26 protein-coding genes are annotated in these 26,173 nt (G+C 61.2%); 11 read left to right on the plus strand and 15 right to left on the minus strand.

All coding sequences use genetic code 11. The features are described from left to right. Positions 1-22 precede the first annotated feature (22 nt). The gene (locus tag ABD833_RS10305) at positions 23-574 is read right to left on the minus strand and encodes an RNA polymerase sigma factor (protein ID WP_345072800.1); all 552 of its coding nucleotides are present in this window, start codon (positions 572-574) and stop codon (positions 23-25) included. A gap of 223 nt (positions 575-797) precedes the next feature. On the opposite strand from ABD833_RS10305, the gene ABD833_RS10310 reads away from it, so the two are divergent. From ABD833_RS10310 to ABD833_RS10325, 4 genes are all read left to right on the plus strand, one after another. Further along, entirely contained in the window at positions 798-1,439 is a 642-nt protein-coding gene (locus ABD833_RS10310) for a hypothetical protein (RefSeq protein WP_345072801.1), read from the plus strand. Positions 1,440-1,562: 123 nt separating this feature from the next. Then, entirely contained in the window at positions 1,563-2,153 is a 591-nt protein-coding gene (locus tag ABD833_RS10315; RefSeq protein WP_345072802.1) for a hypothetical protein, read from the plus strand. Between the two features lie 31 nt (positions 2,154-2,184). Beyond that, positions 2,185-2,430, plus strand: coding sequence for a tyrosine-type recombinase/integrase (locus tag ABD833_RS10320; RefSeq protein ID WP_345072870.1), 246 nt, complete (start codon positions 2,185-2,187; stop codon positions 2,428-2,430). Between the two features lie 144 nt (positions 2,431-2,574). Beyond that, the gene (locus ABD833_RS10325; RefSeq protein WP_345072804.1) at positions 2,575-3,294 is read left to right on the plus strand and encodes a GNAT family N-acetyltransferase; all 720 of its coding nucleotides are present in this window, start codon (positions 2,575-2,577) and stop codon (positions 3,292-3,294) included. Positions 3,295-3,505: 211 nt separating this feature from the next. Here the strand turns inward: ABD833_RS10325 and ABD833_RS10330 are convergent, their stop codons facing one another. From ABD833_RS10330 to ABD833_RS10370, 9 genes are all read right to left on the minus strand, one after another. Further along, on the minus strand, positions 3,506-4,465 hold the full coding sequence (locus ABD833_RS10330) for a transketolase family protein (protein WP_345072806.1): 960 nt from the start codon (positions 4,463-4,465) through the stop codon (positions 3,506-3,508). A gap of 98 nt (positions 4,466-4,563) precedes the next feature. Next, a complete protein-coding gene (locus ABD833_RS10335; RefSeq protein ID WP_345072807.1) occupies positions 4,564-4,860 on the minus strand; it encodes a GIY-YIG nuclease family protein in 297 nt (98 codons plus the stop codon). A gap of 88 nt (positions 4,861-4,948) precedes the next feature. Next, a complete protein-coding gene (locus tag ABD833_RS10340) occupies positions 4,949-6,355 on the minus strand; it encodes a vWA domain-containing protein (RefSeq protein ID WP_345072808.1) in 1,407 nt (468 codons plus the stop codon). A gap of 1 nt (position 6,356) precedes the next feature. Next, a complete protein-coding gene (locus ABD833_RS10345) occupies positions 6,357-6,578 on the minus strand; it encodes a hypothetical protein (protein ID WP_345072809.1) in 222 nt (73 codons plus the stop codon). A 69-nt stretch (positions 6,579-6,647) separates the two neighbouring features. Next, positions 6,648-7,553, minus strand: coding sequence for a transketolase (locus ABD833_RS10350; RefSeq protein ID WP_345072810.1), 906 nt, complete (start codon positions 7,551-7,553; stop codon positions 6,648-6,650). Positions 7,554-7,846: 293 nt separating this feature from the next. Beyond that, entirely contained in the window at positions 7,847-8,293 is a 447-nt protein-coding gene (gene bcp, locus ABD833_RS10355; RefSeq protein ID WP_345072812.1) for a thioredoxin-dependent thiol peroxidase, read from the minus strand. 23 nt (positions 8,294-8,316) lie between these two features. Next, positions 8,317-8,898: a lipocalin family protein gene (locus ABD833_RS10360; RefSeq protein ID WP_345072813.1), complete on the minus strand. Its 582-nt coding sequence runs from the start codon at positions 8,896-8,898 to the stop codon at positions 8,317-8,319. A gap of 147 nt (positions 8,899-9,045) precedes the next feature. Further along, complete coding sequence (locus tag ABD833_RS10365; RefSeq protein ID WP_345072815.1) at positions 9,046-11,055, minus strand: M23 family metallopeptidase; 2,010 nt, start codon at positions 11,053-11,055, stop codon at positions 9,046-9,048. 202 nt (positions 11,056-11,257) lie between these two features. Next, positions 11,258-11,872, minus strand: coding sequence for a fumarylacetoacetate hydrolase family protein (locus ABD833_RS10370; protein ID WP_345072816.1), 615 nt, complete (start codon positions 11,870-11,872; stop codon positions 11,258-11,260). A 227-nt stretch (positions 11,873-12,099) separates the two neighbouring features. Between ABD833_RS10370 and ABD833_RS10375 the strand changes: the two genes are divergently transcribed. Further along, the gene (locus ABD833_RS10375; RefSeq protein ID WP_345072818.1) at positions 12,100-12,894 is read left to right on the plus strand and encodes a M48 family metallopeptidase; all 795 of its coding nucleotides are present in this window, start codon (positions 12,100-12,102) and stop codon (positions 12,892-12,894) included. Positions 12,895-12,918: 24 nt separating this feature from the next. Further along, entirely contained in the window at positions 12,919-13,497 is a 579-nt protein-coding gene (locus ABD833_RS10380) for a hypothetical protein (RefSeq protein WP_345072820.1), read from the plus strand. Positions 13,498-13,939: 442 nt separating this feature from the next. On the opposite strand, the gene ABD833_RS10385 is transcribed toward ABD833_RS10380, so the two are convergent. Together ABD833_RS10385 and ABD833_RS10390 are read right to left on the minus strand one after the other, a co-directional pair. Continuing rightward, positions 13,940-14,644: an alpha/beta fold hydrolase gene (locus ABD833_RS10385; protein WP_345072821.1), complete on the minus strand. Its 705-nt coding sequence runs from the start codon at positions 14,642-14,644 to the stop codon at positions 13,940-13,942. After that, positions 14,641-16,026, minus strand: coding sequence for a UDP-N-acetylmuramate--L-alanine ligase (locus tag ABD833_RS10390; protein WP_345072822.1), 1,386 nt, complete (start codon positions 16,024-16,026; stop codon positions 14,641-14,643). The genes ABD833_RS10385 and ABD833_RS10390 overlap by 4 nt, the downstream gene beginning before the upstream one ends. 284 nt (positions 16,027-16,310) lie before the next feature. Here ABD833_RS10390 and dnaB point away from each other — a divergent pair, with 284 nt between their 5' ends. Then, positions 16,311-18,866: a replicative DNA helicase gene (gene dnaB, locus ABD833_RS10395; RefSeq protein WP_345072871.1), complete on the plus strand. Its 2,556-nt coding sequence runs from the start codon at positions 16,311-16,313 to the stop codon at positions 18,864-18,866. Between the two features lie 97 nt (positions 18,867-18,963). On the opposite strand, the gene ABD833_RS10400 is transcribed toward dnaB, so the two are convergent. Both ABD833_RS10400 and ABD833_RS10405 read right to left on the minus strand, forming a co-directional pair. Continuing rightward, positions 18,964-19,122, minus strand: a complete 159-nt coding sequence (locus ABD833_RS10400; RefSeq protein ID WP_345072824.1) for a hypothetical protein — start codon at positions 19,120-19,122, stop codon at positions 18,964-18,966. 117 nt (positions 19,123-19,239) lie between these two features. After that, complete coding sequence (locus ABD833_RS10405) at positions 19,240-20,496, minus strand: pyridoxal phosphate-dependent aminotransferase (protein WP_345072826.1); 1,257 nt, start codon at positions 20,494-20,496, stop codon at positions 19,240-19,242. Positions 20,497-20,800: 304 nt separating this feature from the next. Here ABD833_RS10405 and ABD833_RS10410 point away from each other — a divergent pair, with 304 nt between their 5' ends. Beyond that, entirely contained in the window at positions 20,801-21,460 is a 660-nt protein-coding gene (locus tag ABD833_RS10410) for a hypothetical protein (RefSeq protein WP_345072827.1), read from the plus strand. A 231-nt stretch (positions 21,461-21,691) separates the two neighbouring features. Here ABD833_RS10410 and ABD833_RS10415 read toward each other — a convergent pair whose 3' ends face one another. After that, positions 21,692-22,075, minus strand: a complete 384-nt coding sequence (locus ABD833_RS10415; protein WP_345072828.1) for a hypothetical protein — start codon at positions 22,073-22,075, stop codon at positions 21,692-21,694. A gap of 233 nt (positions 22,076-22,308) precedes the next feature. Between ABD833_RS10415 and ABD833_RS10420 the strand changes: the two genes are divergently transcribed. From ABD833_RS10420 to ABD833_RS10430, 3 genes are read left to right on the plus strand one after another with little or no spacing between them, the layout of a single operon-like run. After that, the gene (locus ABD833_RS10420) at positions 22,309-22,833 is read left to right on the plus strand and encodes a (2Fe-2S)-binding protein (protein ID WP_345072830.1); all 525 of its coding nucleotides are present in this window, start codon (positions 22,309-22,311) and stop codon (positions 22,831-22,833) included. 3 nt (positions 22,834-22,836) lie between these two features. Further along, positions 22,837-23,856, plus strand: a complete 1,020-nt coding sequence (locus ABD833_RS10425) for an FAD binding domain-containing protein (protein WP_345072831.1) — start codon at positions 22,837-22,839, stop codon at positions 23,854-23,856. A gap of 5 nt (positions 23,857-23,861) precedes the next feature. After that, entirely contained in the window at positions 23,862-26,093 is a 2,232-nt protein-coding gene (locus ABD833_RS10430) for a xanthine dehydrogenase family protein molybdopterin-binding subunit (RefSeq protein WP_345072832.1), read from the plus strand. The last annotated feature ends 80 nt before the right edge of the window (positions 26,094-26,173 follow it).

A 26,173-nucleotide genomic window follows, 5' to 3' on the forward strand; every position in this document is an offset into this window, starting at 1 on the left:
GATGCGGCCGGGGCCGCCGGGTTTAATCGGGGTGAGTTTCTTCGTTGACGTATTGTTCCACTTTTTTCATTGCGTGGTGATACGACGCTTTCAGGGCGCCTACGCTGGTGCCCGTGATTTCCGCCATCTGCTCGTAGGGCGTCTCGTCGTAGTAGCGCATGTTGAACACCAGCCGCTGCTTGTCGGGCAGGCGCAGAATGGCTTTTTGGAGGCGCAGCTCAATTTCGTCGCCGGCCAGGCCGGGGTCCGCTTCCACCTTGGCGGCCAGCTCGGCCTCTACGTCATGCAGCGGCAGGAAAAACCTGCGGCGCTTGCTGCTCAGAAAATTCAGGCACTCATTGGTGGCAATGCGGTAAATCCAGGTGTAGAGCGAGGCATCCTGGCGGAAGTTGCCCAAGTGGTTCCAGACCTTGACGAAGGTATCCTGGGTTAGGTCGTCGGCATCGTCGTGGTCGATGACCATCTTGCGCACGTGCCAGTACACCTTCTGCTGGTACTTGCGCACCAGCTGGTTGAAGGCCACGTTGCGGGCGGCGGGGTCGGCGAACCTGGCAAGGATTTCCTGGTCTTCCAAGCAGGGAGCGGGGTTAAGGAGCGGCGGTGAACGGTTGGAGCGAAAAAGGCAGGCCGAGTTTAACCAGCGGCAAAAATAAGCCCAAGATCCGGGGCCGGCGGTTCCTGCTGTTCCGGCTAAAAGGCTGATTCCGAGGAAGCTTTCAGGCCCAGGGAAATCTGGTTTTTTCCGGCATCTTGCAGCGCTCACTGCTGTCTGCTTTCCGTCTCCTGATGAACACTTTATGCTGGCCAAAACCTACTATCTCGACGAAGCCAAAACGGAAGCCATCAATTTGCGGTGGGGCTTATTCTGGAAGAACTTCACCATCAGCCAGGACGGCGGGGTACTCGCGCGTTTGACGAGCCGCTCGGCGCTGAAGCAGGGCGTTGCCGTCACGCTGGCCGATGGCCGGGTGCTCGAGGCCAGATTGCAGCAACAATTCGCGCAGGAAGAAGTGGAGCTGCTGCTGGACGGTCAGCCCCTGCCGGGCAGTTCCACGCACCCTTACTACCGGCTGCAACAGGCATTCTATGCGCTGCTGTTTATCGGGGGGCTGAACCTGCTGCTGGGTCTGGTGGCGGAATTAGGGTTGGTGGCCGTCCTGCAACAGTACGGCTTCGGCTACGCGACGGCGGTGGTGGGCCTGGTCTACTTCGGGCTGGCCTGGTGGGCCAGGGCGAAAAAGGCGCGCCTGCCGCTCTACCTCGGTATGGCCCTGCTGGTCCTCGACGTGGTGGTGGCCTTCGTCGATGGCGGGCCGGGCAGCCCGCCGCCGCCTACGGCGGGACTATTTCTGCGCTTTTTTCTGGTGATGCTGCTCTATAAGGGAGGTGCCGCCGCCCGGCAGCTGCGGGCCGAAGCCGCCGCGTCGGCGGTAGCCTGATTTTCAGGCCGCCGCTGCACGTTACTCGCCGCTGACCGCCAGCAGCCTGAGCCTGACCCGGGATAGTAGCATTGAACTACCGGAGGAAATCGAAAAATACGAAAACCGTTAAAGCCGGGTTTTATGAGCGAAAACAACCTCTTTACCTATCGCATGTCTGGCACCGCCGCAGTAACGCTGGTCATCTGGGCAATGCTCCTCTGGAGCCATGCTCATGGCGGCGTGCCCAGCCATCATCTGCTGGCGCGGGAAGATTTGCCGGCAATTTCAAACTGGTGGGGCGGACTGCTGCTGCCGGTGCTCACCTGGTTTCTGCTGTACCGGATTCAGCAGCGGGTACTGCGGGCAGGCGTTGAACCGGCCGCCGGGGCAAAGGCGCGAGCGGGCGTGCTCTATGGGTTTGTTGCCGCTCTGTTGGTGGGAATCCTGCTTTCCGTGTTTTTCACGTTGGGCTATACCGATCCGGCGGGATACCTGCTGCTGGGGCTGCTGGCCCTGGCCCTGTTCTTGCCGATTTACCGGGCCGAATGCCTGCTGGGCTTTGTGCTGGGCATGACCTTTACCTTTGGCACCATGCTGCCCACCGGCATCGGCTCACTGTTAGCCCTGATCGGGGCGGTGCTGTATTTAGGTGTGCGGCCGGTGCCCTTCTATATCAGGTCAGTGGTCCGGCGCAGGATGGCGGCGAAAAGCGTAGCGCCGACGAATAAATGAGCTGAAAAGTCGCCGCGGCGTTGGTCCGCACATTCGCCGCCGCGCCCGCAGCTTCCAGATGGTTAGTCGGCAAGCCGCCGCGCGGGCCGGAATCCGCCGAACTGTTACCTTGCATATGCTCCGCCACTCCTACGCGACGCACTTGCTCGAAGCCGGTACCGATATTCGCATCATTCAGGATTTGCTGGGACACAGCAGCATTAAAACCACGGAGATCTACATGCATGTGGCCCAAACTACCCGCCCCGCTTCCCCACTCGACACGTTAGGCCTATGAAACCAGACATTCGGGAAGCAAGCCAATCTGGGTATGCTTCCCGAAGGCTTCTTGCGTACATAGCGCGGGTTCCCGAAACTTACGGCAGTACCGAGTTTCGGGAACCCTAATGTTATGTGTAATGCTAAAAAACCGAACATACAAATGAAACCAGAAATTAAATTAAACATATCTCCAACTAAATCCGATTTTGAAAAAATTGAGAAGTGGTTGTTAGATGAACATAATTCATTAAATGAAGGCTTCTATTGTAATTGGACAATAATTGAGAAAGCTTATAGCAATAAAGAGTTTGTAACGATTGATCTAAGTGGAGAACCTGTTGGTTTTATTGTATGGAGCAAAGGGGAAATAACTGCTGAAATTGACATATTGGAAATTAAACCAGACCTAAGAGGAAAAGGATTTGGAAAACATTTTTACAATCAATTTTCAGAGTATTTAAAACTCCAAAAAATTGTAGCTATAAAATTATTCTGTTCACCAAGAGAATCGGAAAATTTTTGGAAGAAGTTAGGTTTTATAAAGTGTCCAAAAAGAGGGTTTTCGGAATCGGATTTAACATATTATAAACCCTTAATCGAAGTTCTGACATTTTCAAATTCAAGCACAGAACATAAAATAGAATTATGGGACGTCGAACCTTATCAAGCAAAAAATAAATCACCTACATGGACTTGGTATGTCGAATTATCAACAGAAAGGTTAAGAAAACCAATAATTCAACCTTGCAATTGTAATTGGAATTTAAGATGGTCTAAAAACGGAACTGTAATCAAAGAAGACAAAATTAAATATTTTAGTAGCAATGAAAATAGAATTGAATACAGTTCATTTTTATACATTGAAAAACTGATTGAATGAAAAAAGCACATACCCATAACAGCGGTTTGGCAAAAGTGGCGGTTCAGTGCTCCGCAGATACATTTGTGGTTAATCAAACATTGGTTCTCCGCATTAATATTTGTGGTAAAAATCGCCACCTCGCAAAGCCGCGAAACGTTGGTGGCGACACCGCTAACAAAAAGCCCCCGCAGCTTCTCAGTTGCGGGGGCTTTTTACTTTTGACAGGAACCTACTTCGCCTTCCGCGCCAGCACTTTCTCCACGGCGGCCACGATGTCGTTTTCCAGCAGGCCGTATTTCTCCATGAGCTGGTCGGGGGTGCCGCTTTCGCCGAAGGAATCGTTCACGGCCACCATTTCCAGGGGCAGGGGTTCCTCGCGGGCCAGCAGCTGGGCGATGGAGTCGCCGAGTCCGCCGTTCATCTGGTGCTCCTCGGCCGAGACCACGCAGCGCGTCTTGCGGGCCGAAGCCAGGATAGCCTGGGCATCCAGCGGCTTGATGGTGTGGATGTTGATGATTTCGGCGTCGATGCCTTTTTCGGCCAGGATCTTACCGGCCAGGATGGCTTTCCAGACCAGGTGGCCGGTGGCGAAGATGCTTACGTCGGCGCCTTCGTTCAGCATTACCGCTTTGCCGATTTCGAATTTCTGGTCGGCGGGGGTGAAGTTGGGCACCACGGGGCGGCCGAAGCGCAGGTACACGGGGCCCTCGTAGTCGGCAATGGCGATGGTGGCGGCTTTGGTCTGGTTGAAGTCGCAGGGGTTGATGACCGTCATGTGGGGCAGCATCTTCATCATGCCCACATCTTCCAGAATCTGGTGGGTGGCGCCGTCTTCGCCCAGGGTGAGGCCGGCGTGGGAGGCGCAGATCTTCACGTTCTTGCTCGAGTAGGCAATGCTCTGGCGGATCTGGTCGTAGACGCGGCCGGTGCTGAAGTTGGCGAAGGTGCCCGTGAACGGGATTTTACCGCCGATGGTCATGCCCGCGGCCAGGCCCATCATGTTGGCTTCGGCAATGCCGACCTGGAAAAACCGCTCGGGAAAATCCTTCTTAAAGGCATCCATCTTGAGCGAGCCGGTAAGGTCGGCGCAGAGGGCTACCACGTTGGGGTTGGTTTTGCCCAGCTCGTGCAAACCCACGCCAAAGCCGGAGCGGGTGTCTTTTGATTCGGTGTAGGGAAAGTCTTTCATATTGGGGTCTTGGGTTTTTATCTTTTTGTCATCCTGAACGCAGCGAAGCGGAGTGAAGGACCTTCCTCAGTTAAGCGAAAAGCTCCATTCAACGCATCTCACAGCTCCGCGTAGTTCAGGGTCAGCCACTGCGGGTTAGTAGTTGCAATCAAAGCACCCTTCTTCGCCCGCGTCCAGCCCTTGATTTCCTTCTCCCGGGCAATAGCACCTGCAATGTGCTCTAAGGCTTCATAGTGCACGAGGTTGTAGCAGAAGTAGCGGCCGGCGAAAGTGCTGGGGTTGCCGCGGCTGTCGAAGTGCTCCTGAATGCGCCGCTGTACGTCGTTCGTCACACCCGTGTACACCGACGTTTTGGCGGGGTTCGTGACGAGGTAAACGTAGTAGTGGTGGTGCATTCGGGCCGCGTTGAAAGGGGCTTATCTGGTATCGGAGGAAGGTCCTTCGCTTTGCGTACGCCAGATGAAGGATGACAGATGGTTTAAATCATTTCGTGAACATACTCACCGAGCTGGTCTGCCCGCTGCGGATGGAGAAGCTGCGCACGTCGGTGAACTTGCTGCCGGTGGCGGTTTTGGTGCGGAACACCAAGCGGTACACGCCCGGCTGCATGGGCAGATTCACCTTGCTGCTGTTTTCGGGCAGATTGTACACCCAGGTCTGGGAGTCGTCGTTGTTGAGCTGGTAGATGCTGCCGAAGCCCTTCAGGTCCGTCACGATGTTCAGGGTGCCGGGGGCGTCGTAGGTCACGGCCGTTTCCTGGCCCTGCCGGATGCTGACGCGGCGCACGATGCGGGGCAGCGTGAGCAGCTCCACTTCGTAGTTGCCGGTCAGCAGCTTCTGCTTCGCGCCGAAGGGCACACTGACCACCGTCGCCCCATTATTGCCCGCGGCCCGCACCACCGCGTCCACCTGGCCGTAGGGGTTCGGCGAAATCCGCGGCGACTGTAAGCTCAGCGTGCCCTGGGGTGTTTTATAGGTCAGCACGTTGGCCCGGCCGGGCCTGATGGGCAGGTTCGGCTGGCGCACCGGCGGCACGGTGTTGATGACCAGGTCGTAGCTCTGCAGCGCGTCGATGTCGAGCAGGTCGGCTTTACCCTGGGCGTCGCGGTAGTGCACGTAGTTGTACTCCGGCGCCTCGGTCACGTTGTTCACGAACGTCATGTTCACGTTGCTTTCCACGGCCTTGCCGCCCTCGTCGGTCAGGTTTACGCTGACGGTGGTTTTGGTCAGCGTCTGGGAGATGACGTTGTCGAGGATGGTGCGGAAGGTGCTCACGTCGGCCGCGTTGTAGTACTGCCCCAGGCATTCGAGCTGCTTGCCAAAATCCCGCTCCGCCCCCAAGCCGATGATGAAGGGCTTGAGGAAGACGTGCTTGCGCTGCAACGCCACCGAAGTGGCGCACGGGTCGCCCTTGCACGATTCCAGCCCGTCGGTAATCAGAATGAGGACGTTGCGGGAGTTCTTGTCCACCGGAAAGTCGTTGGCCGACTGCAGAATGGAATACGTGATGGGCGTGTTGCCCTGGGCCTTGAGGGCCGTCAGCCGGGCTTTGATGGCCCGGGCGTTTTTGGGTGCGAAAGGCACTTCCAGCCGGGAGTCCTCGCAGTTGTTTTCCGAGTTGGGGTGCTGATGGCCGTAGGCGCGCAGGGCCAGCTCCAGGTTGGGGTAGGCATTGAGCGAGTCCACCATCTTGGCCAGCAGGCTGCGGGCCACGTCCCAGCGGGGCCTGCCTTCCCAGGGCGCCATCATCGAGCCCGAGGCATCGAGCACGAACAGGATACGGGTGACTTTGGGCTTCTCGGGCTCGGCGTTCTGGGCAGCTACGGGAGCCACCCGCCAAAATATGGCTAGCAGCAGTACCACGTAGCGTACCCAAAACGGGGCTTTCATCTTATTCTGCTTGAGTTGTTTGCTCAGAAGGCTCGATAGGAACCTCGCGCTCGACAATGAGTACCATGAAGCTGACAATAACTATTACAGAACCCACCAGCGCCACCAACTTGGTTTTATCGGATTTGGCCTTAGTTGCCCCAATGAGCAAAAAGGCAATACCGGCTGCCATGATAGCCGCACACAAACCCGGAACGAAACCGTATTCGCCTTTTACTATCATTTATACCGAAACAATCCAGATTGTAAAAACAATGGGAGCGTAGTATTCACCAAATAGCTTGTTCATGACTTAGTAGTCGCCGGCCTGCTCCACCAGCAGCTGCTGCAACGCCTTTTCGAGCTGTTCATCGTTGGGCGCCACGCCGTGCCATTTGTGGGAGCCCATCATGAAGTCGACGCCGTAGCCCATCTGGGTGTCCATCAGCAGCATAACAGGTACGCCCTGACCGGTGAGTGACCGGGCTTCTTCCAGGGCCGGGAGCAGGGTTTCAAACTGGTTGCCGTCGGCCTCAAGCACGCGCCAGCCGAAAGCTTCGAACTTGGCGCGCAGGTTGCCCAGGCCCCCGATTTCGGCGGTGCTGCCGTCAATCTGCTGGCCGTTGCGGTCCACGATGGCAATCAGGTTGTCGACCTTGTGGTGGGGGGCATACAGGGCCGCTTCCCACACCTGGCCTTCTTCCAGCTCGCCGTCGCCCATCAGCACGTACACGAGGCGGTTGTCGCCGTTGAGCTTTTTGGCCTGGGCCGCGCCGGTGGCCACGCTCAGGCCCTGGCCCAAAGAGCCGGAGGCAATGCGGATGCCGGGCAGGTGCTCGTGGGTGGCGGGGTGGCCCTGCAGCCGCGAGTTCAGCTTACGGAACGTAGCCAGCTCACTCACCGGGAAGTAGCCCGCGCGGGCCAGCACGGAGTAGAACACCGGGGAAATGTGGCCGTTCGACAGGAAGAACAGGTCCTCATTTTCGCCGTTCATGTGGAAGCTGGGGTCGTGCTTCATCAGGCGGAAGTACAGTGCCACCAGCAGATCGGTGCAGCCCAGCGAGCCGCCGGGATGGCCGGAGTTTACGGCGTGCACCATGCGCACGATGTCGCGCCGCACCTGGGCGGCAATCTGCTTGAGCTCGGCTACGCTTTTCGGCGCGGGCGGGGCGGGCGTTTCGGGAGTGGAGGTCTGGGTGAGTGTAGCGTCCTGCGACATGGAAGTTGGAAGGAGGGTGTAGGGGCAAAGGTAAGGTTCTTGGCGAAGTGGCCCTAGCCTTGTTTACCTCACCCCAACCCGCAAATGCGTAATGCGCATTATCCCAAGGAGAGGGGAGCCTGACGATTAGCAGCACGGCGTCGGCTTGCGCCTCCGCTGCTACCGAAGAGAAGATTTTGTTGAATTCGTAAGAACACAAACGCCTCAGCTGAAAAGCTGAGGCGTTTGTCCGGTCGCGCCATCAGGCTCCCTCTCCTTAGGAGAGGGCCGGGGTGAGGCAAAGGGAATGAGGCCTACAGCAGCTGCGCCGCGTGGTTCTTGGTGTCGACCTTCTCGATGATCTTTTCGATAACGCCGTTTTCATCGATGAGAAACGTGACGCGCATGGTACCCATGTACTTGCGGCCGTACATCGATTTTTCCTGCCACACGCCGTAGGCTGCCACTATTTTCTTCTCGGTATCGACCAGCAGCGGGAAGGGCAGCTCGTACTTGAGGGCGAACTTCTGGTGCGACTTCTCCCCATCCACGCTCACGCCGATAACCTGTACGTTGCCCGCCGTCAGCTCAGCCTGGTGGTCGCGCAGGTTGCAGGCCTGGGCAGTGCAGCCGGGCGTGTCGTCTTTGGGGTAGAAGTAGAGGGCCACCTTGCGGCCCCGCAGGTCGCGGAGGCGAATGAGGTTGCCGTCCTGGTCGGGGGCTTCAAAATCGGGGGCGGGGGTACCGGCGGTGAGGGGCATAAGGAAGCGGGAGCGGGGGGTTACTACGGTTTGTCGATGACGGGCTGGCCCGTAAAAATGAGGTTTTCCGTCGGGAATCCCAGCTCCCGGCCCCTGGCTACCAGCTGGTCGCGGAAGGTGCGGTCGAGGTGGGGCTTGCGGCTCAGGAGCCAGAGGTTTTTGCGGCCGGGCTCCCCCACCAGGGCATACTGGTAGTCGACGTAGTCGAGGTCCAGAATCCAGTAGTCGCCTTCGAAGGGCCAGAAGAAGCTCACTTTCAGCTTCGCATTGGTTTCGGCATCCACCACGCGGGCAGTGCCTTTCACCTTTTCGATGGGGCCCTGCAACTCGTGTTTGTGGCAGGTGTTGAGGATGCTCACCTTACCGTCGGGCATCAGGCGGTATTCGGCCGTGACGTGCTGGCAGTCCTTCTCGTAGCGGGTGGGCAGGCGGGCTACTTCGTACCACAGCCCCATGTAGCGCTTCAGCTCCACATGCGGTACGGTGGGCAGCGGGTGCAGCAGCTTGCGCCGGGCATACACGAAAGCCGCCACGCCCGTACCCAGCAGGGCCGCTGCGGCGGTGAACAGCACGGGTTGACGACGATGGAGCAGGTTCTTGGCCATAACGATAGGGTTTGGTCGGCTGGAAGGTAGCTGAGTTGTACGAACGGGCGCAGGTAGCGTTTACCCGGCCGCGGCAGGGACGCGTCGCCCGCGCCCGTTGCCGTCGGTGAACGATACGCGCCGGGCCGGCGGGAGTGGCGGCTAAGGCTACAGATTCAGGCTCACCACCTTCTCGTTGCCGGCCTGATCGGTGAGGCGCAGGGTAGCGGGGCCGCGCAGGGGTGGGCCCAGCGTATCCTGGCGCTCGGTGAAGAGGGTGGCGTTTTTATGCTCGTAGCGCAACAGGCGGAATCGGCCCCCGATCAGCAGCTGGTAGCTGGCCAGCCCCGAGAGGTTGTCGCCCACCTTAAATACGAGCCCCCCCGCACCCCGGCTCACCAGCCGCGCCGTGGGCGGAATAGTGTCGGCGAAGATGCGGAACTGCCCGAATACCTTGGTCGAAAACGAAATCTGGTTGCCGTCCCACTTGCCGCCCACGTAGTTGCGGGCCCCGCGGGCGTTAACCGAATACACGGCCGAGTGGGTTTTATCGGCTACTTCCGCGGTGGGCTTCAGCGTCACGCGCAGGGGCTGGTAGAGCGACTGGCGCGGGTTATGTACCGTCCAGGTGCCGTCCTTGTAGCTGGTTTGCAGGTAGAGCGTGTCGAACAGGGTCTGGGCCGCGAAATCCAGGTTCAGGAAGTTATCGGCAAAGCCCTGCTCGGTGCCGGCCGGAATCAGCACCTGACGGTCGAAGCGCCGGGTGATGGCGCCGAAGCGGATCGAGTCGGGCAGACCGGCGCGCAGGTCGTAGAGGTACACGTTCTGGCTCTGGGTGGTGTAGCTGGGCCGCAGCTCCAGGCGCCGGTTGCCGCGCAGCAGTACGGCGTTGGCACCCTGCCGGGCCGTGTCGGGGTCGGTGGCAATGACTTTGAGGATGTTGCGGGTGATTTCCCAGCGCAGGGCGGGCGTTTTCACCGCCGCGCTACGGGTTTTGGTGTACGTAGGGCGCTGCCCGCGCAGCACGAAGGTGAGGGGCGTGGCATTGCCGTAGGAGTCGCTCATCTTCACTTCCACGGTGTAGAGCTGGCCGTCTTCCACCCGCAGCCGGCCTTTGGTGGGGCCGGTGGTATACATGGGCAGGGCGTTGCCGTCGTCGACGAAGAGCTTCTGCAGGGTGCGGCCCTGGGTCATCATCCACTCGTAGTCCACGTGCTGATTCACGGCGCGGGTGCCGGTGGGAAAGGGCACGTTGTCTACGGTGTGGGAGTAGAGGGGCTGCCCGTTCACGCGCACATCCACCCGTTGCAGGCCGTTCTTGTTCCAGGCGTTGTCGAACCTATCGAAAGCCTGGAGCAGGATGCCCACCGTGCCAAAGGCCGGGATGGTATCGGGCCACACGGTAGCCACGCCGGCGCCGGGGGCCAGCCGGGGCACAAACAGCGCCTTGTTGAAGCTGCCCTGCACCCGGGCCTCGATGGTGAGCGGCTCCACGGCGAAGGCCTGGAACGTCGGTGCCACGTGGTCCTGAATCTCGCTGAAGCCGCCCCATTGCAGGGGGTTGAGCTGGTTATCCTGGGCGTCGCGCACTTCCCAGTGCAGGTGGGGGCCCGCCGAGCCGCCCGTATTGCCCGATAAGGCCACCACTTCGCCGCGCTTCACCGGAAACTGGTCCTTGCCAAAGAACAGCTCCTGCTCGTAGGTCTGGCCCTCGTACTGCTTCTGGCGTAGCGCCCCGGCCACCGGACCCAGAAAGCGGTTCAGGTGCCCGTATACGGTGGTCATTCCGTTGGGGTGAGTGAGGTAGAGCACGTTGCCGTAGCCGAAGCTGCTCTGCTTGAGCCGGGAGATGTAGCCGTCGGCGGCGGCGTGAACGGGCAGATCCACCCGGCCGTCGGTTTTAATGTCGAGGCCGCCGTGGAAGTGGTTGGGCCGCAGCTCGCCCATGCTGGCGGCCAGGAAATTGGGCTGGCCAGGCTTGATGGGCAGCAAAAAGTAGCCGGGGGCCACCGTGGAGCGGCCGGCTGGTACCGGGGCTGCCCGGGGTTTGGGCTTGTCGGAAGAATCGGGCTCCTGGCCGCCGCAGGAGGTGGGGCGCAGCCCGAGCAGCAGCAGCAAAAAAGGCAAAGCCAGGCTGAGCAGCCGGCGCGGCGAGGTAGGCAAAGAGGTAGTCGGCATTCAGAAAAATCAAATCAACAGGCACAAGCGCCGCGGTGAAGAGCAGTTTTCTCGTTTGTCATCCTGAGCAGAGCGAAGGACCTTATGCCGGTTGAACGAGTCGCTTCAACGGGATAAGGTCCTTCGCAGGCTCAGGATGACAAGCAGAAAAAAGACCAGCCTTACAACGGCACAATCAACAAAAATGGGGTACGCGGGCCGGCTATTTCACGGCCAGGTCCAGGATCTTCTCGCCCTCGATAAAGCCCGTGAGCTGGTCACCGATCTGCACGGGGCCAACGCCGCTGGGGGTGCCGGTGAAGATCAGGTCGCCCATTTTCAGGGTGATGAAGCGCGACACGTAGCTGATGATGGCCGCGAAAGGGTGGAGCATCAGCCCCGAATTGCCGCGCTGCTTCACCTCGCCGTTCACTTCGAGGTGGAAGTTGATGTTGGCCAGGTCGGCGAAATCCGCCACCGGCTTGAAGGTGGTGCCCAGCGGGGCCGAGCCGTCGAAGCCCTTGGCCAGCTCCCAGGGCAGCCCCTTGCTTTTGAGCTGGCTTTGCAGGTCGCGGGCCGTGAAGTCGATGCCCAGGCCGATGGCGTCGAAGTAGGTGGGGGCGAACTTCTCGTCGATGTTCTTGCCGTTCTTGCTCACGCGCAGCACCAGCTCGATTTCGTGGTGAATGTCCCGGGAAAAGTCGGGGTAGAAGAAGGGCTGGTTGCGCTGGAGCAGGGCCGTATCGGGCTTGAGGAAGATGACGGGCGCGTCGGGCGTTTCGTTCCGGAGCTCGGCAATGTGGTCGGCGTAGTTGCGGCCGATGCAGATTATTTTCATGGAGGAAAGACAAGGAGGGCAGGGTGCCGGTCAAAAATAGCGCTAATTCGCGGCCCGGAAAACCGGAAGTGCGGCCTACGTACCGGCGGGGCCTCCCGTTGGCCGCCGCCGGCCAAACATTTTACCCGCCGCCCGACGTATAGCACCCCACGGCGTCCGCGCTTTCTTGGCCGGTCCGTCGCCCAGCGGCGGCAGTCCGGTTATTTCCCGCCCAAGCTCTTCCCCCCATGTTCAAAAAACTTGCCCTTGCCGCCTGCCTGCTCGTCGCCGCGGGTTGCACCACCGTCCCGATTACGGGCCGCCGCCAGCTCAGCCTGGTTTCCGATACCGAAATTATCACCCTGGCCCAGCAGCAGTACGCGGAAGTGTTGCGCACCAGCCGGCTGTCCGCCAATTCGGCCCAGACGGCTTTGGTCAGGAATGTGGGCCAGCGGATTCAGCAGGCCGTGGAGTCGTATTTCCGCTCCCAGAATGCCCAGGACCAGCTGGCCGGCTACCAGTGGGAATACAACCTGCTTGAGGACAAGCAGGAAAACGCCTGGTGCATGCCCGGCGGCAAAGTGGCCGTGTACACCGGCATCCTGTCCACCACCCAGGACGAAAACGGCCTAGCCGTAGTCATGGCCCACGAAATTGCCCACGCCGTAGCCAAGCACGGCTCCGAGCGGATGAGCCAGGGCCTGGTGCAGCAGCTCGGCGGGCAGGCCTTGTCGGCGGCGCTGGCCAGCAACGCGCCGGCCACCCAGCAGCTGGCCCTGCAGGCGTTCGGGGTGAGTACCTCCGTGGGCCTGCTCAAATACGGCCGTAATCAGGAAACGGAAGCCGACCATCTGGGGCTTATCTTTATGGCCCTGGCCGGCTACAACCCCGACGGAGCCATTGCCTTCTGGCAGCGCATGGATTCCCGGGAAGGGCAGGCCTCGCCCCCCGAGTTTCTCTCCACCCACCCCTCCAACGGCACGCGCATTGCCGATATCCAGCGGGAGCTGCCCGAAGCGCGTAAATACTATAAGCCCCGCTAATTGCCCGGCTCCGAGCCCGTCTTAATGAAACTATCCCCGCGTTCTTTTCTGTCCGGCCTGCTGTCCGCAGCGGCTCTTTTCACGATGCTCACCGGTTGCGAAACCACCAAGCCCAAACGGGGCGGTGGCTTTCCCGAAGTCAGCGGCCCTACTTCCGACCCCGACGAGGTGAAGCGGCGGCAGATGGAAGCGACCAGCAAGCAGGTAGCGCGCATTGCCGAGGGCAAGGTGGAATACCTGATTCCGCGCGCCCAGCTGGCCTCGGCCTTCATCCGCGAGTTCAAGGATGGTACCGTGGTCGATAAAACCATGATCCGCAAGGTGCAGGAAAGTCCCAAGGATAAAGCCGTCTACTACCTGGTGGGGCTGGGGCTGCGCAACGGCATGTTCCGCTCCATGGCCATTCCCCTGCAAACCTCCACCGACAAAAGCCTCTACCTGAGCTCCAACGCCGAGCGCTACATCGTGACCAGCGTGGGCTGCAACTTCTGCTATTTCTCCTTTGAGAAAAACCGTATCGTGGGTACCACCTGCGAAGACAACAGCGGCGGCAGCCGCTGCGACTTAGTGGTAGAAAACACCAACGGCATCTTCCGCAAATGAACCGCACATGGATTCTGCGCCTGACCCTGACGGCTCTGGCGTTGCTGGTGGTCTCGGACCGCCGCCGCCCCAGGCTGCCGGTGCCCCCGAAGCCGGATACTAAATAAGCCAAGGCCCGCTACGTGAGTACTTGTCCTTCCCCACATCTTTGGCGGGCTTGCCCGGATGTGCTTCACGCAGTGTCGCGCAGGGGTAGAACGCAGCGTCTCGCAGTGCCATTCAGCAACAACACAGCGAGACACTGCGCTTTAACACTGCGCGACACTGCGTGAAGACTTCATCGCTGCCGCTGGAAAAGATGTGGGGAAGGACAAGTACGTGAGTAGCGGGCCTTTTTAAAGGTCTGAATCGAACGATGGAAAAACGCCCCCTGGCGTCGCGGCGGCCGCGCCGTTGAGTGTCGTTTGGGTATCGTTCAACGCCGAAATGTAAGGATGGGGCTCTACAGCACTGCCGCCGCCGCAATAAAGCCCACAATCCGACCCGCCAGGAAGTCCGGGTTCACGCGCTCCAGCGGGTGGGGCGTGTTCATGATGGTCTCGCAGCGGGCATGGGGCAGGTAGCCGGCAAACCGGGCCGAGGCATCTACGCCGGCCGTTTTGTCCAGCTCCCCCACCAGTATCTGCACCGGAATGCTGATGCCCGCCAGGTTTTCGGCCGTCAGCGGCGGGTTAGCGCCGAGCTCGTGCAGCATGGCGGCGGTAGCGGCTACTACTGCCGGCCAGGGTGTAGGCGCGTGGGTTTGCTCGAGCTGCCGGGCAAACTGGGGCACCTTCTCCTGAATTCTGGCCGGGTCCAGCAGCCGGGTTTCGGCCGTTGCCGTTTCGGGCGTCCAATTGAATTTGGTGCCCAGGGTGGTAATGGATCTGATGATGCCGGGCACCAGCAGCGCACTCAGCAGTGCCGCGTAGCCGCCCATGCTGTAGCCGAACACGTGTACCGCCGTCAGGTTATTCCGGCTGCAGTACTGCTGGATTTCCCGGGCAAAGTGCCGCATCGTAAACTCGCCGGCCACCAGCTCCCGGCCGCCGTGTCCGCTGAAGGAAAGCAGGTGAACCTGGTAGAACTGGGCCAGGTCGCGGGCCAGGGGTTGCAGTTGCCTGGCCGAGCCCAGGGCGCCGTGCAGGAGGAGGAGGGGTGGTTTCATCGGGTTACTTCTTCCGCCAGCTGGTTCAGGTCGAGTCCGTCGAAGGTGCCCGAGGTCATCATCAGCAGGTTGGCATCCTGCCAGTTTTGCTGGTGCAGGAACTCGGCCAGGGCCTGGCTGTCGGTGAATACCTGCAGGTCGGGGCGCTGGAAGGCGGCCTGCACGGCTGCGGGCGGCAGGGCGGGCAGGCGCTTGTGCTCCAGCACCTGGGGGTTGAAGTAGACCACGGCCACGTCGGGTGCGTCGAAGGTGTGGGCGTACTGGGGCAGAAAGGCCGGGTTCAGGCTGCTGAACGTGTGCAGCTCCAGGCAGGCCACCAGCCGGCGCTTCGGGTACTGCTTCTTGAAGGCCGTGGCCGTGGCTTTCAGCTTGCTCGGCGCGTGGGCAAAGTCCTTGTATACCACCGAGCCTTCGCCTTCGCGCACCAGCTCCAGGCGGCGGGCCGCCCCTTTGAACGTAGCCAGGGCCTCGTAGAAATCCTTGCCCTTGATGCCCAGCTGCCGGCACACTTCCTTGGCCGCCGAGATATTGCGCAGGTTATGGTCGCCGAACACCTGGATGGGCACTTCCTCGTCCTTCTTGGTGATAAGGGCCGTCTTGCCGTTCTTCACCACGTGGTCGTGGGGGCCGTAGCCGATGTAGGTCACGTCGGGGTTGGTGGGCACGGTCACGAGCTGCACCTGCTCATCATGCTGATCATAAATCAGCACGCCGGCTTTGGGCGTCATCCCGGCGAAGATGCGGAACTGCTCCCGGTAGTCGTCCTCGGTCGGAAACACGTTGATGTGGTCCCAGCTGATACCCGAAATCAGGCCGATGTGGTGCTGGTAGAGGTGAAACTTGGGCCGCCGGTCAATGGGCGAAGCCAGGTACTCATCGCCCTCGATGATGATGATGGGCGCGTCGTCGGACAGCTGCACCATCAGATCGAAGCCTTCGAGCTGGGCGCCCACGGCGTAGTCGAACTTGCGCTTATGGTAGCGCAGCACGTGCAGAATGAGGGACGTGATGCTGGTTTTGCCGTGGGAGCCGCCGATAACCACCCGCTGCTTGTCCTTGGAAGCCTCGTAGATAAACTCCGGGAAGGAGTAAATCCGCAGCCCCAGCGCCTGGGCCCGGAGCAGCTCGGGGTTGTCGGCCCGGGCGTGCATGCCCACGATAACGGCGTCGAGGTCGGCGGTGATTTTTTCCGGAAACCAGCCTTCCCGGGCCGGCAGCAGGCCCGCGGCGGCCAGGCGACTCTTGGCGGGCTCAAATATCTCGTCGTCGGAGCCCGTGACCCGGGCACCGCGGCGGTGCAGGGCCAGGGCCAGGTTGTGCATGATGCTGCCGCCGGTGGCAATCAGGTGCAGGCGGTTCAGGGAAGCGGGCGTAGCGGGCATTCAGAGAAACTAAAGCGGAGCAGATAAGCTTAACAGGGGGCGCAAAGGTAGCAAACGACCCGTGTTGAGCGCCGCGCGGCCCGCCGGCCCCGGCCCACTCCGGACAATGTACCGAAAAGAAAGAGTTTTTGACCATCCACATTCTGCGGCTTAGCCGTTAGCTTTGTGCCCCCTTTTGGGTTAGATTTGCTGAGTACACGATGAACGACCAGATGGATGACCGCTTAAAACTTTCGGCCTCGCGGGCCAAGGCTGCCTGGAACAGCCGGCCCGCGCAGCCGTCGATGAGCGGCGGCCCGGCCGGCAAGCTGCCCCCCCAGGCCCTGGAGCTGGAAGCGGCCGTGCTGGGGGCCCTGATGCTGGAAAAGGATGCCCTGACCACGGTTATCGACATCCTCAAGCCCCAGAGCTTCTACAAGGAAGGCCACACGCGCATCTTCAAGGCCATCCTGAACCTGTTCGATAAGTCGGAGCCGATTGATATTCTGACCGTCACGCACGAGCTGCGGGAGATGGGCGAGCTGGAAACGGCCGGTGGCGCGCACTACGTGGCCAACCTCACCTTCAAGGTGAACTCGGCGGCCAACATCGAGTACCACGCCCGCATCATCACCGAAAACGCCATCAAGCGGGAGCTGATCAACATTGCCAGCACCATCCAGCGCGACGCTTTCGAAGACACCACCGACGTATTTAACCTGCTCGACAAGACTGAGCAGGACCTGTTTGAAGTCTCGGAATCCAACATCCGCAAGAACTTCGACGACATGCGCAGCCTGATGGGCAAGGCCATCAAGGAGCTGGAAGAAAAGAAAAACCAGAAGGACGGCCTCACCGGCGTACCCTCGGGCTTCACGGCCCTGGACCGCGTCACCTCGGGCTGGCAACCATCTGACCTGGTGATTATTGCCGCGCGTCCGGGCATGGGCAAGTGCTTAGGCAAAGGCACGAAAGTGCTGATGTTCGACGGTACGCTGCGCAACGTGGAAGACGTGCGGGCCGGCGAGCTGCTGATGGGCGACGATTCCACTCCGCGCCGGGTGCTCAATATTGCCCGGGGCCGGGAGCAGATGTACTGGGTGCGCCAGAACAAGGGCGAAGCCTACCGTGTCAACGAAAGCCACATCCTTTCCCTCAAGCGCAGCCGCACCGAAGGCCCGCACCACCACGGCGACGTGCTCAACATCACGGTGAAGGACTGGCTGGGCAAGTCGGCCAAGTTCCGCACCAACTACAAAGGCTACAAGGTACCGGTCGAGTTTGCTGCCCAGGAAGTTGCGGTAGACCCGTATTTCCTCGGCGTCTGGCTGGGCGACGGCAACTCCGGCAACTGCCGCATCACCGGCCAGAACCCGGAAATCATCGATTACCTGCACGAGTATGCCGCCGCGCTGGACATGCAGGTGACCGTGGGCGTGGTAGCCGACCGCTGCAACAGCTACGGCATCACCCGCGGCCGGCAGGGCGGCAGCCTGGCTCAGTACTCGCTGCAGGATGAGCTGCGCCAGCTCGGCGTGCTCGGCGACAAGCACATTCCCCAGCAGTACCTCAGCAACAGCACCGAAAACCGCCTGCGCCTGCTGGCCGGCCTGCTTGACTCCGACGGTCACCTCGACCCGGTATCCAACGGCTACGAAATCACCCAGAAGAACCACCGGCTGGCCCGGCAGATCAAGTTTCTGGCTGATTCCCTGGGCTTCCGCACCTCGCTCCGGAAAAAGCGGGCTGCCATCAGCAGCATCGGCTACGAAAGCGAAGTATTCCGGGTCCGCATCTACGGTGACATCAACCGGGTGCCGGTGCGGGTAGCGCGTAAGCAGGCCCAGCCCTGGAAGAGCCCCGTCGACTGGCGCATGACCGGCATTTCAGTGGAGCCGGATCAGGTAGACGACTACTACGGCTTCGCCATCGACGGCAACCGGCTGTTCCTGCTTCAGGACATGACGGTGACCCACAACACGGCTTTCGTGGTGTCGGCTATGCGCAACGCGGCGGTGGAGTTTAAGAAGCCGGTGGCTATTTTCTCCCTGGAAATGTCCTCGCTCCAGCTCGTGAACCGGCTGATTTCGGCCGAGGCGGAGCTGGACTCCGAGAAGATCAAGAAGGGTAACCTGGCCGATTACGAGTGGGCCCAGCTCAACCACAAGATTTCGGCGCTGTCGTCGGCCCCGATTTATATCGATGATACGCCGGGCCTGAGCATCCGGGAGCTGCGTACCAAATGCCGCCGCCTCAAGGCCCACCACGATATTTCGATGATCATCATCGATTACCTCCAGCTGATGACGGGCAACACCGACGGCAAGGGGATGGGCAACCGCGAACAGGAAATTGCCTCGATTTCGCGGGCTCTGAAAGGCATTGCCAAGGAGCTGAACGTGCCCGTGCTGGCGCTGTCGCAGCTGTCGCGCTCGGTGGAAACCCGCGGTGGCGACAAGAAGCCCCAGCTCAGTGACCTGCGCGAATCGGGTTCCATCGAGCAGGATGCCGACATGGTTATCTTCCTCTACCGGCCCGAGTACTACAAGATTACGGAGGACGAAATGGGTAACCCGACGCAGGGCACCGGCGAGGTTATCATCGCCAAGCACCGGAACGGCTCCCTGGAAACCGTGCAGCTTAAGTTTATCGGCAAGTTCACCAAGTTTGCCGACCTCGACGGTGGCGGCTTCGGCATGGATGCCGAGTACAACACGGGGGCTTTCCCGGCCAGTACTTTCGACGAGCAGACCGGCTTCACCCCCGGTACTATCCGGTTGGGCAGCAAAATCAACGAGGGTGGCCCCGGCCCCACGCCCTTCCCGAAAAGCAACTTCGGCAACGACGACCCGCCGTTTTAGGCGACCCGCCAGGGCTAGCTCAATGCCGTGCCGGAACAACAAAAAAAGCCTCTCACGTCAGTGAAAGGCTTTTTTTTGGTTGTTCTGCTGCCGTCCTCTACTCTGCCGACTGAGGCTCGGGCGCGGGACGCGGATACCAGCACCAGCCGCGCTTGAGGTCCATTTCTTCGGGCGTGGCCAGCGGGTACGGGCCGGTTTCGTGGGGCGGATACTTCAACGCGTCGGGAAGCTGGGCATACTCTTCGGGGCTGAGCATAGAAGCTGAAATAAGGGTGAAATGCACTAACCGGAACCGCGCCGGCCGGTGGCGCCAGAACGTAGCGTTCCTCCTGACTCAACGCCGCCGCCGACGGGAAGTTACCCCTCAATACGCTTATTTCAGGGCATCCAGCGCGCTTTTAAGGCGGGGCAAGGCAGCTTCGATGGACTGCAGCGAAGCGCCGCCTACCGACATCCGGAACCAGGTGGAGGTGTCCGGAGTACCAAACGCGCCGAAGGGTACGAGGGCCAGCTTGGCTTCCGAAAGCAGGTAGAAGGTGATGTCCTTGTTGGTGGCTAGCACCGACCCGGCCGGGGTGGTTTTGCCGAGGATGCTTAGCTGGGCGGTGAGGTAAATGGCCCCCATGGGCACAATGGCATCGACGGGGTAGCCCGCTTGCTTGAGGTTCTGCAGGCCGTTGTAGAGCGCGTTCAGGCTCTCCTGCATCTTGATCTTGAAGTCGTCGAGGAAGTCATCGACGGCGGCCGTCTGGGGCAGGAAGGCGGCGGTAGCTACCTGCTCGGCTTTCGGGGCCCAGGCCCCCACGTGGCCCAGAATGGATTTCATCTTGTCGATAATGCCACTGGGGCCGAAGGCGTAGCCCACCCGCACGCCGGTGGCCGCGAAGCACTTGGAGATGCCGTCGATATACACCACGTAGTCGCGCAGCTCGGGGCGCAGGTTTACCGGGTCGTAGTGCTTGGTTTCGCCGAACGTCAGCATCCAGTAAATCTGGTCGTACATGATGTAGAGCGGCTTTTCACCAGGAGCGCGGGACTGGTTTTCGGCAATGACCAGGTCGCAGATCTGCTCCAGATCCTGGCGCGAAAACACGGTGCCGGTGGGGTTCAGCGGCGAGCACAGCGCCAGCAGCGTGGCGCCTTTCAGGTGGGGCGCTACTTCGGCGGCGGTGGGCATGAAGTTGTTCGCGGCCCGGGTTTCCACCATTACTGCTTCGGCGCCCGAGAGGTGGCAGTAGTGGTTGTTGTTCCACGACGGCACCGGGAATACCACCTTGTCGCCGGGGTCAAGCAGGGCCAGGTAGGTGGCGTAGATCAGCGGGCGCGAGCCGCCGGCCACCAGAATGTCGTTGGGCGAGTAGCTAAGGCCCAGGCGCTCCTCGGTGAACCGGGCCACGGCCTGGCGCAGCTCAACCACCCCGTTGGCGGGCGGGTAGTTGGTCTGGTGGGCTTTGTAAGCGGCGGAAATGCCGGCTTCCAATCCGGCCGGAATCGGGAAGATGGCGGGCGCAAAGTCGCCGATGGTGAGGTTGCAGATGTCCTCGCCCTTCCTGATCATCTCGGTGACCTCATTACCAATCTTGATAATCTCGGAGCCAATCAGGCTGCCGGCCATTCGGGAAACTTGCATAGCACGTCGGTTTTTGCCCAAATATAGGCGGGTAATCCGAGGCTCCATCGGCGGCGGCTCCGTTTCGGAAAACTGCGGGGCAGAATCGGGGCACGAACAAAACGACTGCGCCGGCCCGGCCATCCGGCCTGCGCTGGCGGCAGTGACCGGCCCCGGGTTTCGCTTGTTCGCCGCCGCGCCACCGGCAACTGCGGCGGCTCCTTATTTACGCGGTGGCCCACCCAATGTATTGGGCTGCTTGGCGGAATTTCCTAGCTTGCCAGCCTGAAAGGAAGTTATTGTTCAGATTCCTATAAACGCGTTTATGAAAACATTTATGTTGTTGCTGGCCGGGGTTTTTACGGCCGCCGGCGCGCTGGCGCAGACTGCCGTGCCTACCGCAAGTCCTGCCCGACAACCCTGGTGCGTCGGGCTGGGTCTGACGTCGATGTCGGGCTACTACATCAGAGCCAACACCTCAGTCGATGGAATCAGCTTTGCGCCCACCCTGCACGCCACCTACGCCTTCAGCCCGCGCCTGGCCTTCCGCAGCAGCGTGGCCTATGAGCGCCTCAGGCTTGATCGGGATGAGTCCTGGTCGACTGGTCGATACGTGCAGCATAAAGTAGTGTACAGCACCGTGGTGCCCGTGCAGCTGCAATTCGTGCTCAACCCGGCCGCGCAGAAACTCCGCGTGGCCTTGCTCGGGGGCCTCACATTCCGCTACACTGATATCAACGACCGCCGGACGTATCACTCCAGTGGCACCACGGCTACCACTTCGGACGATCAGGTCGAGCAGCGGACGGATGCCTTCCTGTCGGGCGGGTTAGCTCTGCGCTACCAGGCCACGCCCCGTTGGTCGGCGCTGGCTGATGGCACCCTGGGCGGGCGGTTGGGGGGCGAAAAAACGCAGTACTATGAGCTGCTGCCCAGTGCCATGCTCATGGTGGGTGTGGGGTACAGCTTAGGCTCGCGCCCCTAAGAATCAGTTTAACCGGCTTTCCCGCTGGCCGGCTGCTGCTGCCTGGGCGGCGCGTGGCTTCGCTTCCTTCCTTTTGGCCTGGCGCAGCCGGCTCAGCCCCATAATCACGCCCGTGACGGGGAAGGTGGTGCCCGGCAGGCATACACGGAAGCGGTTTAGAAAGTCAAGCAGTCTGTCATCCTGAGCAGGGCGAAGGACCTTATCCCGGCTGAACGGTACCCGCTCGATGAACTACCAGGCGGGATAAGGTCCTTCGCTGCGCTCAGGATGACAAACGCGTAGAAAAACCAACTTTCTAAACAGCTTCACGGAAAAGCAGAGCGTGTCGCGGTAGTTGACTTTGTCGCTGACCGCGCCGGGGTAGGGGTTCACGGACACCTTTGGGCCGCCGCCGCCTTCCCGGCCTGTGCACCGGTCGTTCCTGATGCCTGCCTCGTAGTGGTCAGTCAGCGACGGCGGCCGGTTGGTGTTGGTCCCGTCTACGCCCGGGTCGGGGGTGAAGGAGCCGGCGTAGGAGGCCAAGAGGGCAGTGGTCTTGCTGGGTTGGTCTACCAAACTCCGGCGGGGCGAAAAGGCATCGTCGTAGCGGCCGGTCGCCGTTGGCAGGCGCGGCAAGCCGGTACAGGACCTAAACGGGGAAAAGTAAGCTAAAAAGTGCGGGCGGACTTTAACCTAAAACGCGCCTCTGCGTATCCTGAAAAGCTCTTTTCACGCTCTCTGGGCCCGGTTCCTTCCCGGCCCAGAGCCGCTCCAATCCTGATTCACTCCGATTCTGCTCTGGGCCCGGCGGCTCTCCACACCAGCCGCCGGGCCGTCTTTAGTCCGTCACTTCCAACTCACCTTTCCTTATGCCCGAAATCCAAACTCATTCCGCCGGGGTGGCCATAAACGCGCCCCTGCTGCCGACCAGCACCGTGAAGCTGCGGATCAACGGCCAGGAAAAACAGCTGCAGCTAGCCCCCTGGACCACCCTGCTCGACGCCCTGCGCGAGCACCTCGACCTGACCGGCACCAAGAAAGGCTGTGACCATGGGCAGTGCGGCGCCTGCACCGTCCTCGTCAATGGCAAGCGCATCAATGCCTGCCTGACGCTGGCCGTGATGCAGGAAGGCGCCGAGATTACCACTATCGAAGGGCTGGGGACGGAAGACAGCCTGAGCCCGCTGCAGCAGGCCTTCATCGACCACGACGCCTTCCAGTGCGGCTACTGCACGCCGGGGCAGATCTGCTCGGCTCAGGGCCTGATCAACGAGGGCAAGGCCAGAACGGCCGCCGAAATAAAGGAGCTGATGAGCGGTAACCTCTGCCGCTGCGGCGCCTACACCAACATCCTTGCGGCGGTGCAGGAAGTTCTGGACACTCAAAAAGCCTAGTCGATGAACAGTTTTACCTACACCCGCGCCACGGTCGTCGAGACGGCGGTGCGCGAAAAATCGGCTTCCGACCAAGTCAAATTTATTGCGGGCGGTACCAACCTGCTCGATCTGATGAAGGAAAACATCGAGCGGCCTACCCGGCTCATCGACATCAACCACCTGCCGCTCACCACCATCGACGCCGCGCCCGACGGCGGCCTGCGCCTGGGCGCGCTGGCTACCAACGCCGACACGGCCTGGCACCCCGAAGTGGAGAAGCGCTACCCGCTGCTGAGTCAGGCTATTCTGGCGGGAGCTTCGCCCCAGCTGCGCAACATGGCTACCAACGGCGGCAACCTGCTGCAGCGCACCCGCTGCTACTACTTCTACGACCTGGCCACGCCCTGCAACAAGCGGGAACCCGGCTCGGGCTGCTCGGCCATCGGCGGCTACAACCGCATTCTGGGCATCCTGGGCACCAGCGAGTCGTGCATTGCCACCCACCCGTCGGATATGTGCGTGGCCCTGGCCGCGCTGGCCGCTACGGTGCGCGTGACGGGCAAAAGCGGGGACCGGGTTATCAAATTCGACGACTTCCACCGCCTGCCCGGCGACACGCCCCAGTTCGACACCACCCTCCGGCCCGATGAAATCGTGACGGCCATCGACCTGCCGGCCGAAGATTTCAGCCAGCACTTCAGCTACCTGAAGCTGCGCGACCGGTCCAGCTACGCTTTTGCGCTGGTATCGGTGGCGGCGGCGTTGCAGCTGGACGGCAACACCATTAAAGACGCCCGGCTGGCGCTGGGCGGCGTGGCCCACAAGCCCTGGCGCGACCCGGCCGCCGAAGACCTGCTCAAAGGTCAGCCGGCTACCGAGGAAACCTTCCGCCGGGCTGCGGCCAAAGTGGTGGAGGGGGCCAAAGGCTACGGCCACAACACGTTCAAAATTGAATTGGCTAAGCGCGCCATCGTGCGGGCCCTGAAGCAGGCCGCCGAAGGGCTGCCCGTATCCGAAGCCTTCCTGAATTCTAATCCCTGAGCTGTATGAGTACTACCAACTATATCGGCCAGGCTACGAGCCGCGTCGACGGGCCGGCCAAGGTAGCGGGCACCGCCAAGTACGCCGCCGAGTTCAACGTGCCCAACCTGGCCTACGGCTACGTGGTGAGCAGCCCCATTGCCAAGGGGAAAATCACGAAAATTGATGCCGCCGCAGTGCTGGCCCTGCCGGGCGTGCTCCAGGTGTTCTCCCACGAAAATGTGCCCACGCTGGCCCTGCTCGACCGCAGCTATAAGGACGACATCGCCCCCGGCGGCTCCCCGTTCCGGCCCCTGCACAACGCCGAAATCAAGTTCAGCCAGCAGCCCGTGGCGCTGGTGGTGGCCGACACGTTTGAGCTGGCCCGCTACGCCGCTTCGATCCTGAAAATCGAGTACGAAGTTACCGGGCACGAAACCAACATCGAAACCAAGCGCAGCCAGGGCTTCGAGCCGGGCACCGGCAAAACCGGCTTCATGCCGCCGCCCGCGCCCCGGGGCAACCCGGACCAGGCCCTGGCCGCCGCCATGCATAGCATCGACCAGGAATACGTGCACGGCACCCAGCACCACAACCCGATGGAGATGTTTGCCACTACCGTGGAATACCTCGAGGGCGGCAAGCTGAACGTGTACGACAAGACGCAGGGGGCCTTCAATAGTCAGCAGGTGATTCGCAAGGTGTTCGGGCTGAGCAAGGAAGATGCCCGCGTGATTTCGAAATATACCGGCGGGGGCTTCGGCTCGGGGTTGCGGCCCCAGTACCAGCTGTTTATGGCCGTGCTGGCGGCGCTGGAGCTGAAGCACTCGGTGCGCGTGAGCCTCACGCGCCAGCAGATGTTCAGCTTGGGCCACCGCCCCCACACCCTGCAAACGGTGCAGCTGGGCACCAAACCCGATGGCTCGCTGGCGGCCCTGCAGCACCACGCCATGCACGAAACCTCGCGCTTCGAGGACTACACCGAGAACGTGGTGAACTGGTCGGGCATGCTCTACCAGTGCGACAACGTGAAGCTGGGCTACCAGCTAGCCAAGCTCGACGTGTACACGCCCCAGGATATGCGCGCGCCCGGCGCGGCCACGGGCTCATTCGCGCTGGAAGTAGCCATGGACGAAATGGCCTACGCCGCCGGCCTCGACCCGCTGGACTTCCGCATCCGCAACTACGCCGTCCGCGACCAGAACCTGGACAAGCCCTTTTCGAGCAAGAAGCTGCGGGAGTGCTACCACGAAGGGGCGGCTAAGTTTGGCTGGGAGAAGCGTAATCCGGCGCCGCGCTCCACGCGCCGGGGCACTATGCTCGTCGGTTCGGGCATGGCGGGGGGCGTCTGGGATGCCACCCAGCAGAAAGCGGCGGCGAAAGTCTCGCTCACGGCCGATGGCAAGCTCACGGTGCAGAGCGGCACGAACGAAATCGGCACCGGCACCTACACCATCATGACGCAGATTGCGGCCGAAACCCTGGGCCTGCCCCTGGAGGCCGTCGACTTCCAGCTCGGGGATACTACCTTCCCGGCGGCTCCCATTCAGGGTGGTTCCTGGACGGCTGCTTCGGTTGGCACCGCCGTGAAGGAAGCCTGCGATGCGCTGGGCGAAAAGCTGCTGAAGCTGGCCCAGCAGCTGGAAGGCTCGCCTTTGGAAGATGCCAGCTTCGAGGATGTGGAGTTCGTGAACGGCCAGCTGCGCCTGCGCCTCGACCCAAACCAGGCCGTCGTCATCCGCGACATTGTGCAGGCCAGCGGGGAGGAAAAAGTGGAGGCTGATGCCACGGCCAGGCCCAACATGGCGAAGCAGCAGCAATACTCCCTGCACGCCCACAACGCGGTGTTTGTTGAGGTAGAAGTCGATGAGGACCTGGGGACGATTCACGTTACCCGCGTGGTGAATGCCGTGGCCGCCGGCCGGATCATCAATCCCAAAACGGCCCGCTCTCAGGTGCTGGGCTCGGTGGTGTGGGGCATCAGCATGGCCCTGATGGAAGAAACCGTGATGGACCACAAGTTCGGCCGCTACGTGAACCACAACTACGCCGAATACCACATCCCCGTGTGCGCCGACATCCACGACATCGACGTGCTGTTCGTGGAGGAGGAAGATGATATCGTGAACCCGCTGGGGGTGAAGGGCATCGGCGAAGTGGGGATGCTGGGCGTAGCCGCCGCCATCACCAACGCCGTGTACCACGCCACCGGCAAGCGCGTGCGGGAGCTGCCGCTGACGATTGACAAGCTGCTGTAGCTTGTGCGGCTTGCCGCAACGGAAAACGCCCTGAACCGGAAGGTTGCGGGGCGTTTTTTTGATGTATAGCCGTTTTTCCG

Origin of the sequence: Hymenobacter fastidiosus, assembly GCF_039539565.1 — a bacterium.
Lineage (GTDB): Bacteria > Bacteroidota > Bacteroidia > Cytophagales > Hymenobacteraceae > Hymenobacter > Hymenobacter fastidiosus.

Excerpts from the sequence above, each read along its gene's own strand:
- ABD833_RS10375 (WP_345072818.1), top strand. The coding sequence starts at position 12,100 with ATGTTCAAAAAACTTGCCCTTGCCGCCTGCCTGCTCGTCGCCGCGGGT.
- ABD833_RS10370 (WP_345072816.1), bottom strand. The coding sequence starts at position 11,872 with ATGAAAATAATCTGCATCGGCCGCAACTACGCCGACCACATTGCCGAG.
- ABD833_RS10420 (WP_345072830.1), top strand. The coding sequence starts at position 22,309 with ATGCCCGAAATCCAAACTCATTCCGCCGGGGTGGCCATAAACGCGCCC.
- ABD833_RS10405 (WP_345072826.1), bottom strand. The coding sequence starts at position 20,496 with ATGCAAGTTTCCCGAATGGCCGGCAGCCTGATTGGCTCCGAGATTATC.
- ABD833_RS10360 (WP_345072813.1), bottom strand. The coding sequence starts at position 8,898 with ATGGCCAAGAACCTGCTCCATCGTCGTCAACCCGTGCTGTTCACCGCC.
- ABD833_RS10340 (WP_345072808.1), bottom strand. The coding sequence starts at position 6,355 with ATGAAAGCCCCGTTTTGGGTACGCTACGTGGTACTGCTGCTAGCCATA.
- ABD833_RS10330 (WP_345072806.1), bottom strand. The coding sequence starts at position 4,465 with ATGAAAGACTTTCCCTACACCGAATCAAAAGACACCCGCTCCGGCTTT.
- ABD833_RS10345 (WP_345072809.1), bottom strand. The coding sequence starts at position 6,578 with ATGATAGTAAAAGGCGAATACGGTTTCGTTCCGGGTTTGTGTGCGGCT.
- ABD833_RS10380 (WP_345072820.1), top strand. The coding sequence starts at position 12,919 with ATGAAACTATCCCCGCGTTCTTTTCTGTCCGGCCTGCTGTCCGCAGCG.
- ABD833_RS10430 (WP_345072832.1), top strand. The coding sequence starts at position 23,862 with ATGAGTACTACCAACTATATCGGCCAGGCTACGAGCCGCGTCGACGGG.
- ABD833_RS10315 (WP_345072802.1), top strand. The coding sequence starts at position 1,563 with ATGAGCGAAAACAACCTCTTTACCTATCGCATGTCTGGCACCGCCGCA.
- dnaB (WP_345072871.1), top strand. The coding sequence starts at position 16,311 with ATGAGCGGCGGCCCGGCCGGCAAGCTGCCCCCCCAGGCCCTGGAGCTG.
- ABD833_RS10310 (WP_345072801.1), top strand. The coding sequence starts at position 798 with ATGCTGGCCAAAACCTACTATCTCGACGAAGCCAAAACGGAAGCCATC.
- ABD833_RS10390 (WP_345072822.1), bottom strand. The coding sequence starts at position 16,026 with ATGCCCGCTACGCCCGCTTCCCTGAACCGCCTGCACCTGATTGCCACC.
- ABD833_RS10410 (WP_345072827.1), top strand. The coding sequence starts at position 20,801 with ATGAAAACATTTATGTTGTTGCTGGCCGGGGTTTTTACGGCCGCCGGC.
- ABD833_RS10350 (WP_345072810.1), bottom strand. The coding sequence starts at position 7,553 with ATGTCGCAGGACGCTACACTCACCCAGACCTCCACTCCCGAAACGCCC.
- ABD833_RS10325 (WP_345072804.1), top strand. The coding sequence starts at position 2,575 with ATGAAACCAGAAATTAAATTAAACATATCTCCAACTAAATCCGATTTT.
- ABD833_RS10335 (WP_345072807.1), bottom strand. The coding sequence starts at position 4,860 with ATGCACCACCACTACTACGTTTACCTCGTCACGAACCCCGCCAAAACG.
- ABD833_RS10385 (WP_345072821.1), bottom strand. The coding sequence starts at position 14,644 with ATGAAACCACCCCTCCTCCTCCTGCACGGCGCCCTGGGCTCGGCCAGG.
- ABD833_RS10425 (WP_345072831.1), top strand. The coding sequence starts at position 22,837 with ATGAACAGTTTTACCTACACCCGCGCCACGGTCGTCGAGACGGCGGTG.
- bcp (WP_345072812.1), bottom strand. The coding sequence starts at position 8,293 with ATGCCCCTCACCGCCGGTACCCCCGCCCCCGATTTTGAAGCCCCCGAC.
- ABD833_RS10365 (WP_345072815.1), bottom strand. The coding sequence starts at position 11,055 with ATGCCGACTACCTCTTTGCCTACCTCGCCGCGCCGGCTGCTCAGCCTG.
- ABD833_RS10400 (WP_345072824.1), bottom strand. The coding sequence starts at position 19,122 with ATGCTCAGCCCCGAAGAGTATGCCCAGCTTCCCGACGCGTTGAAGTAT.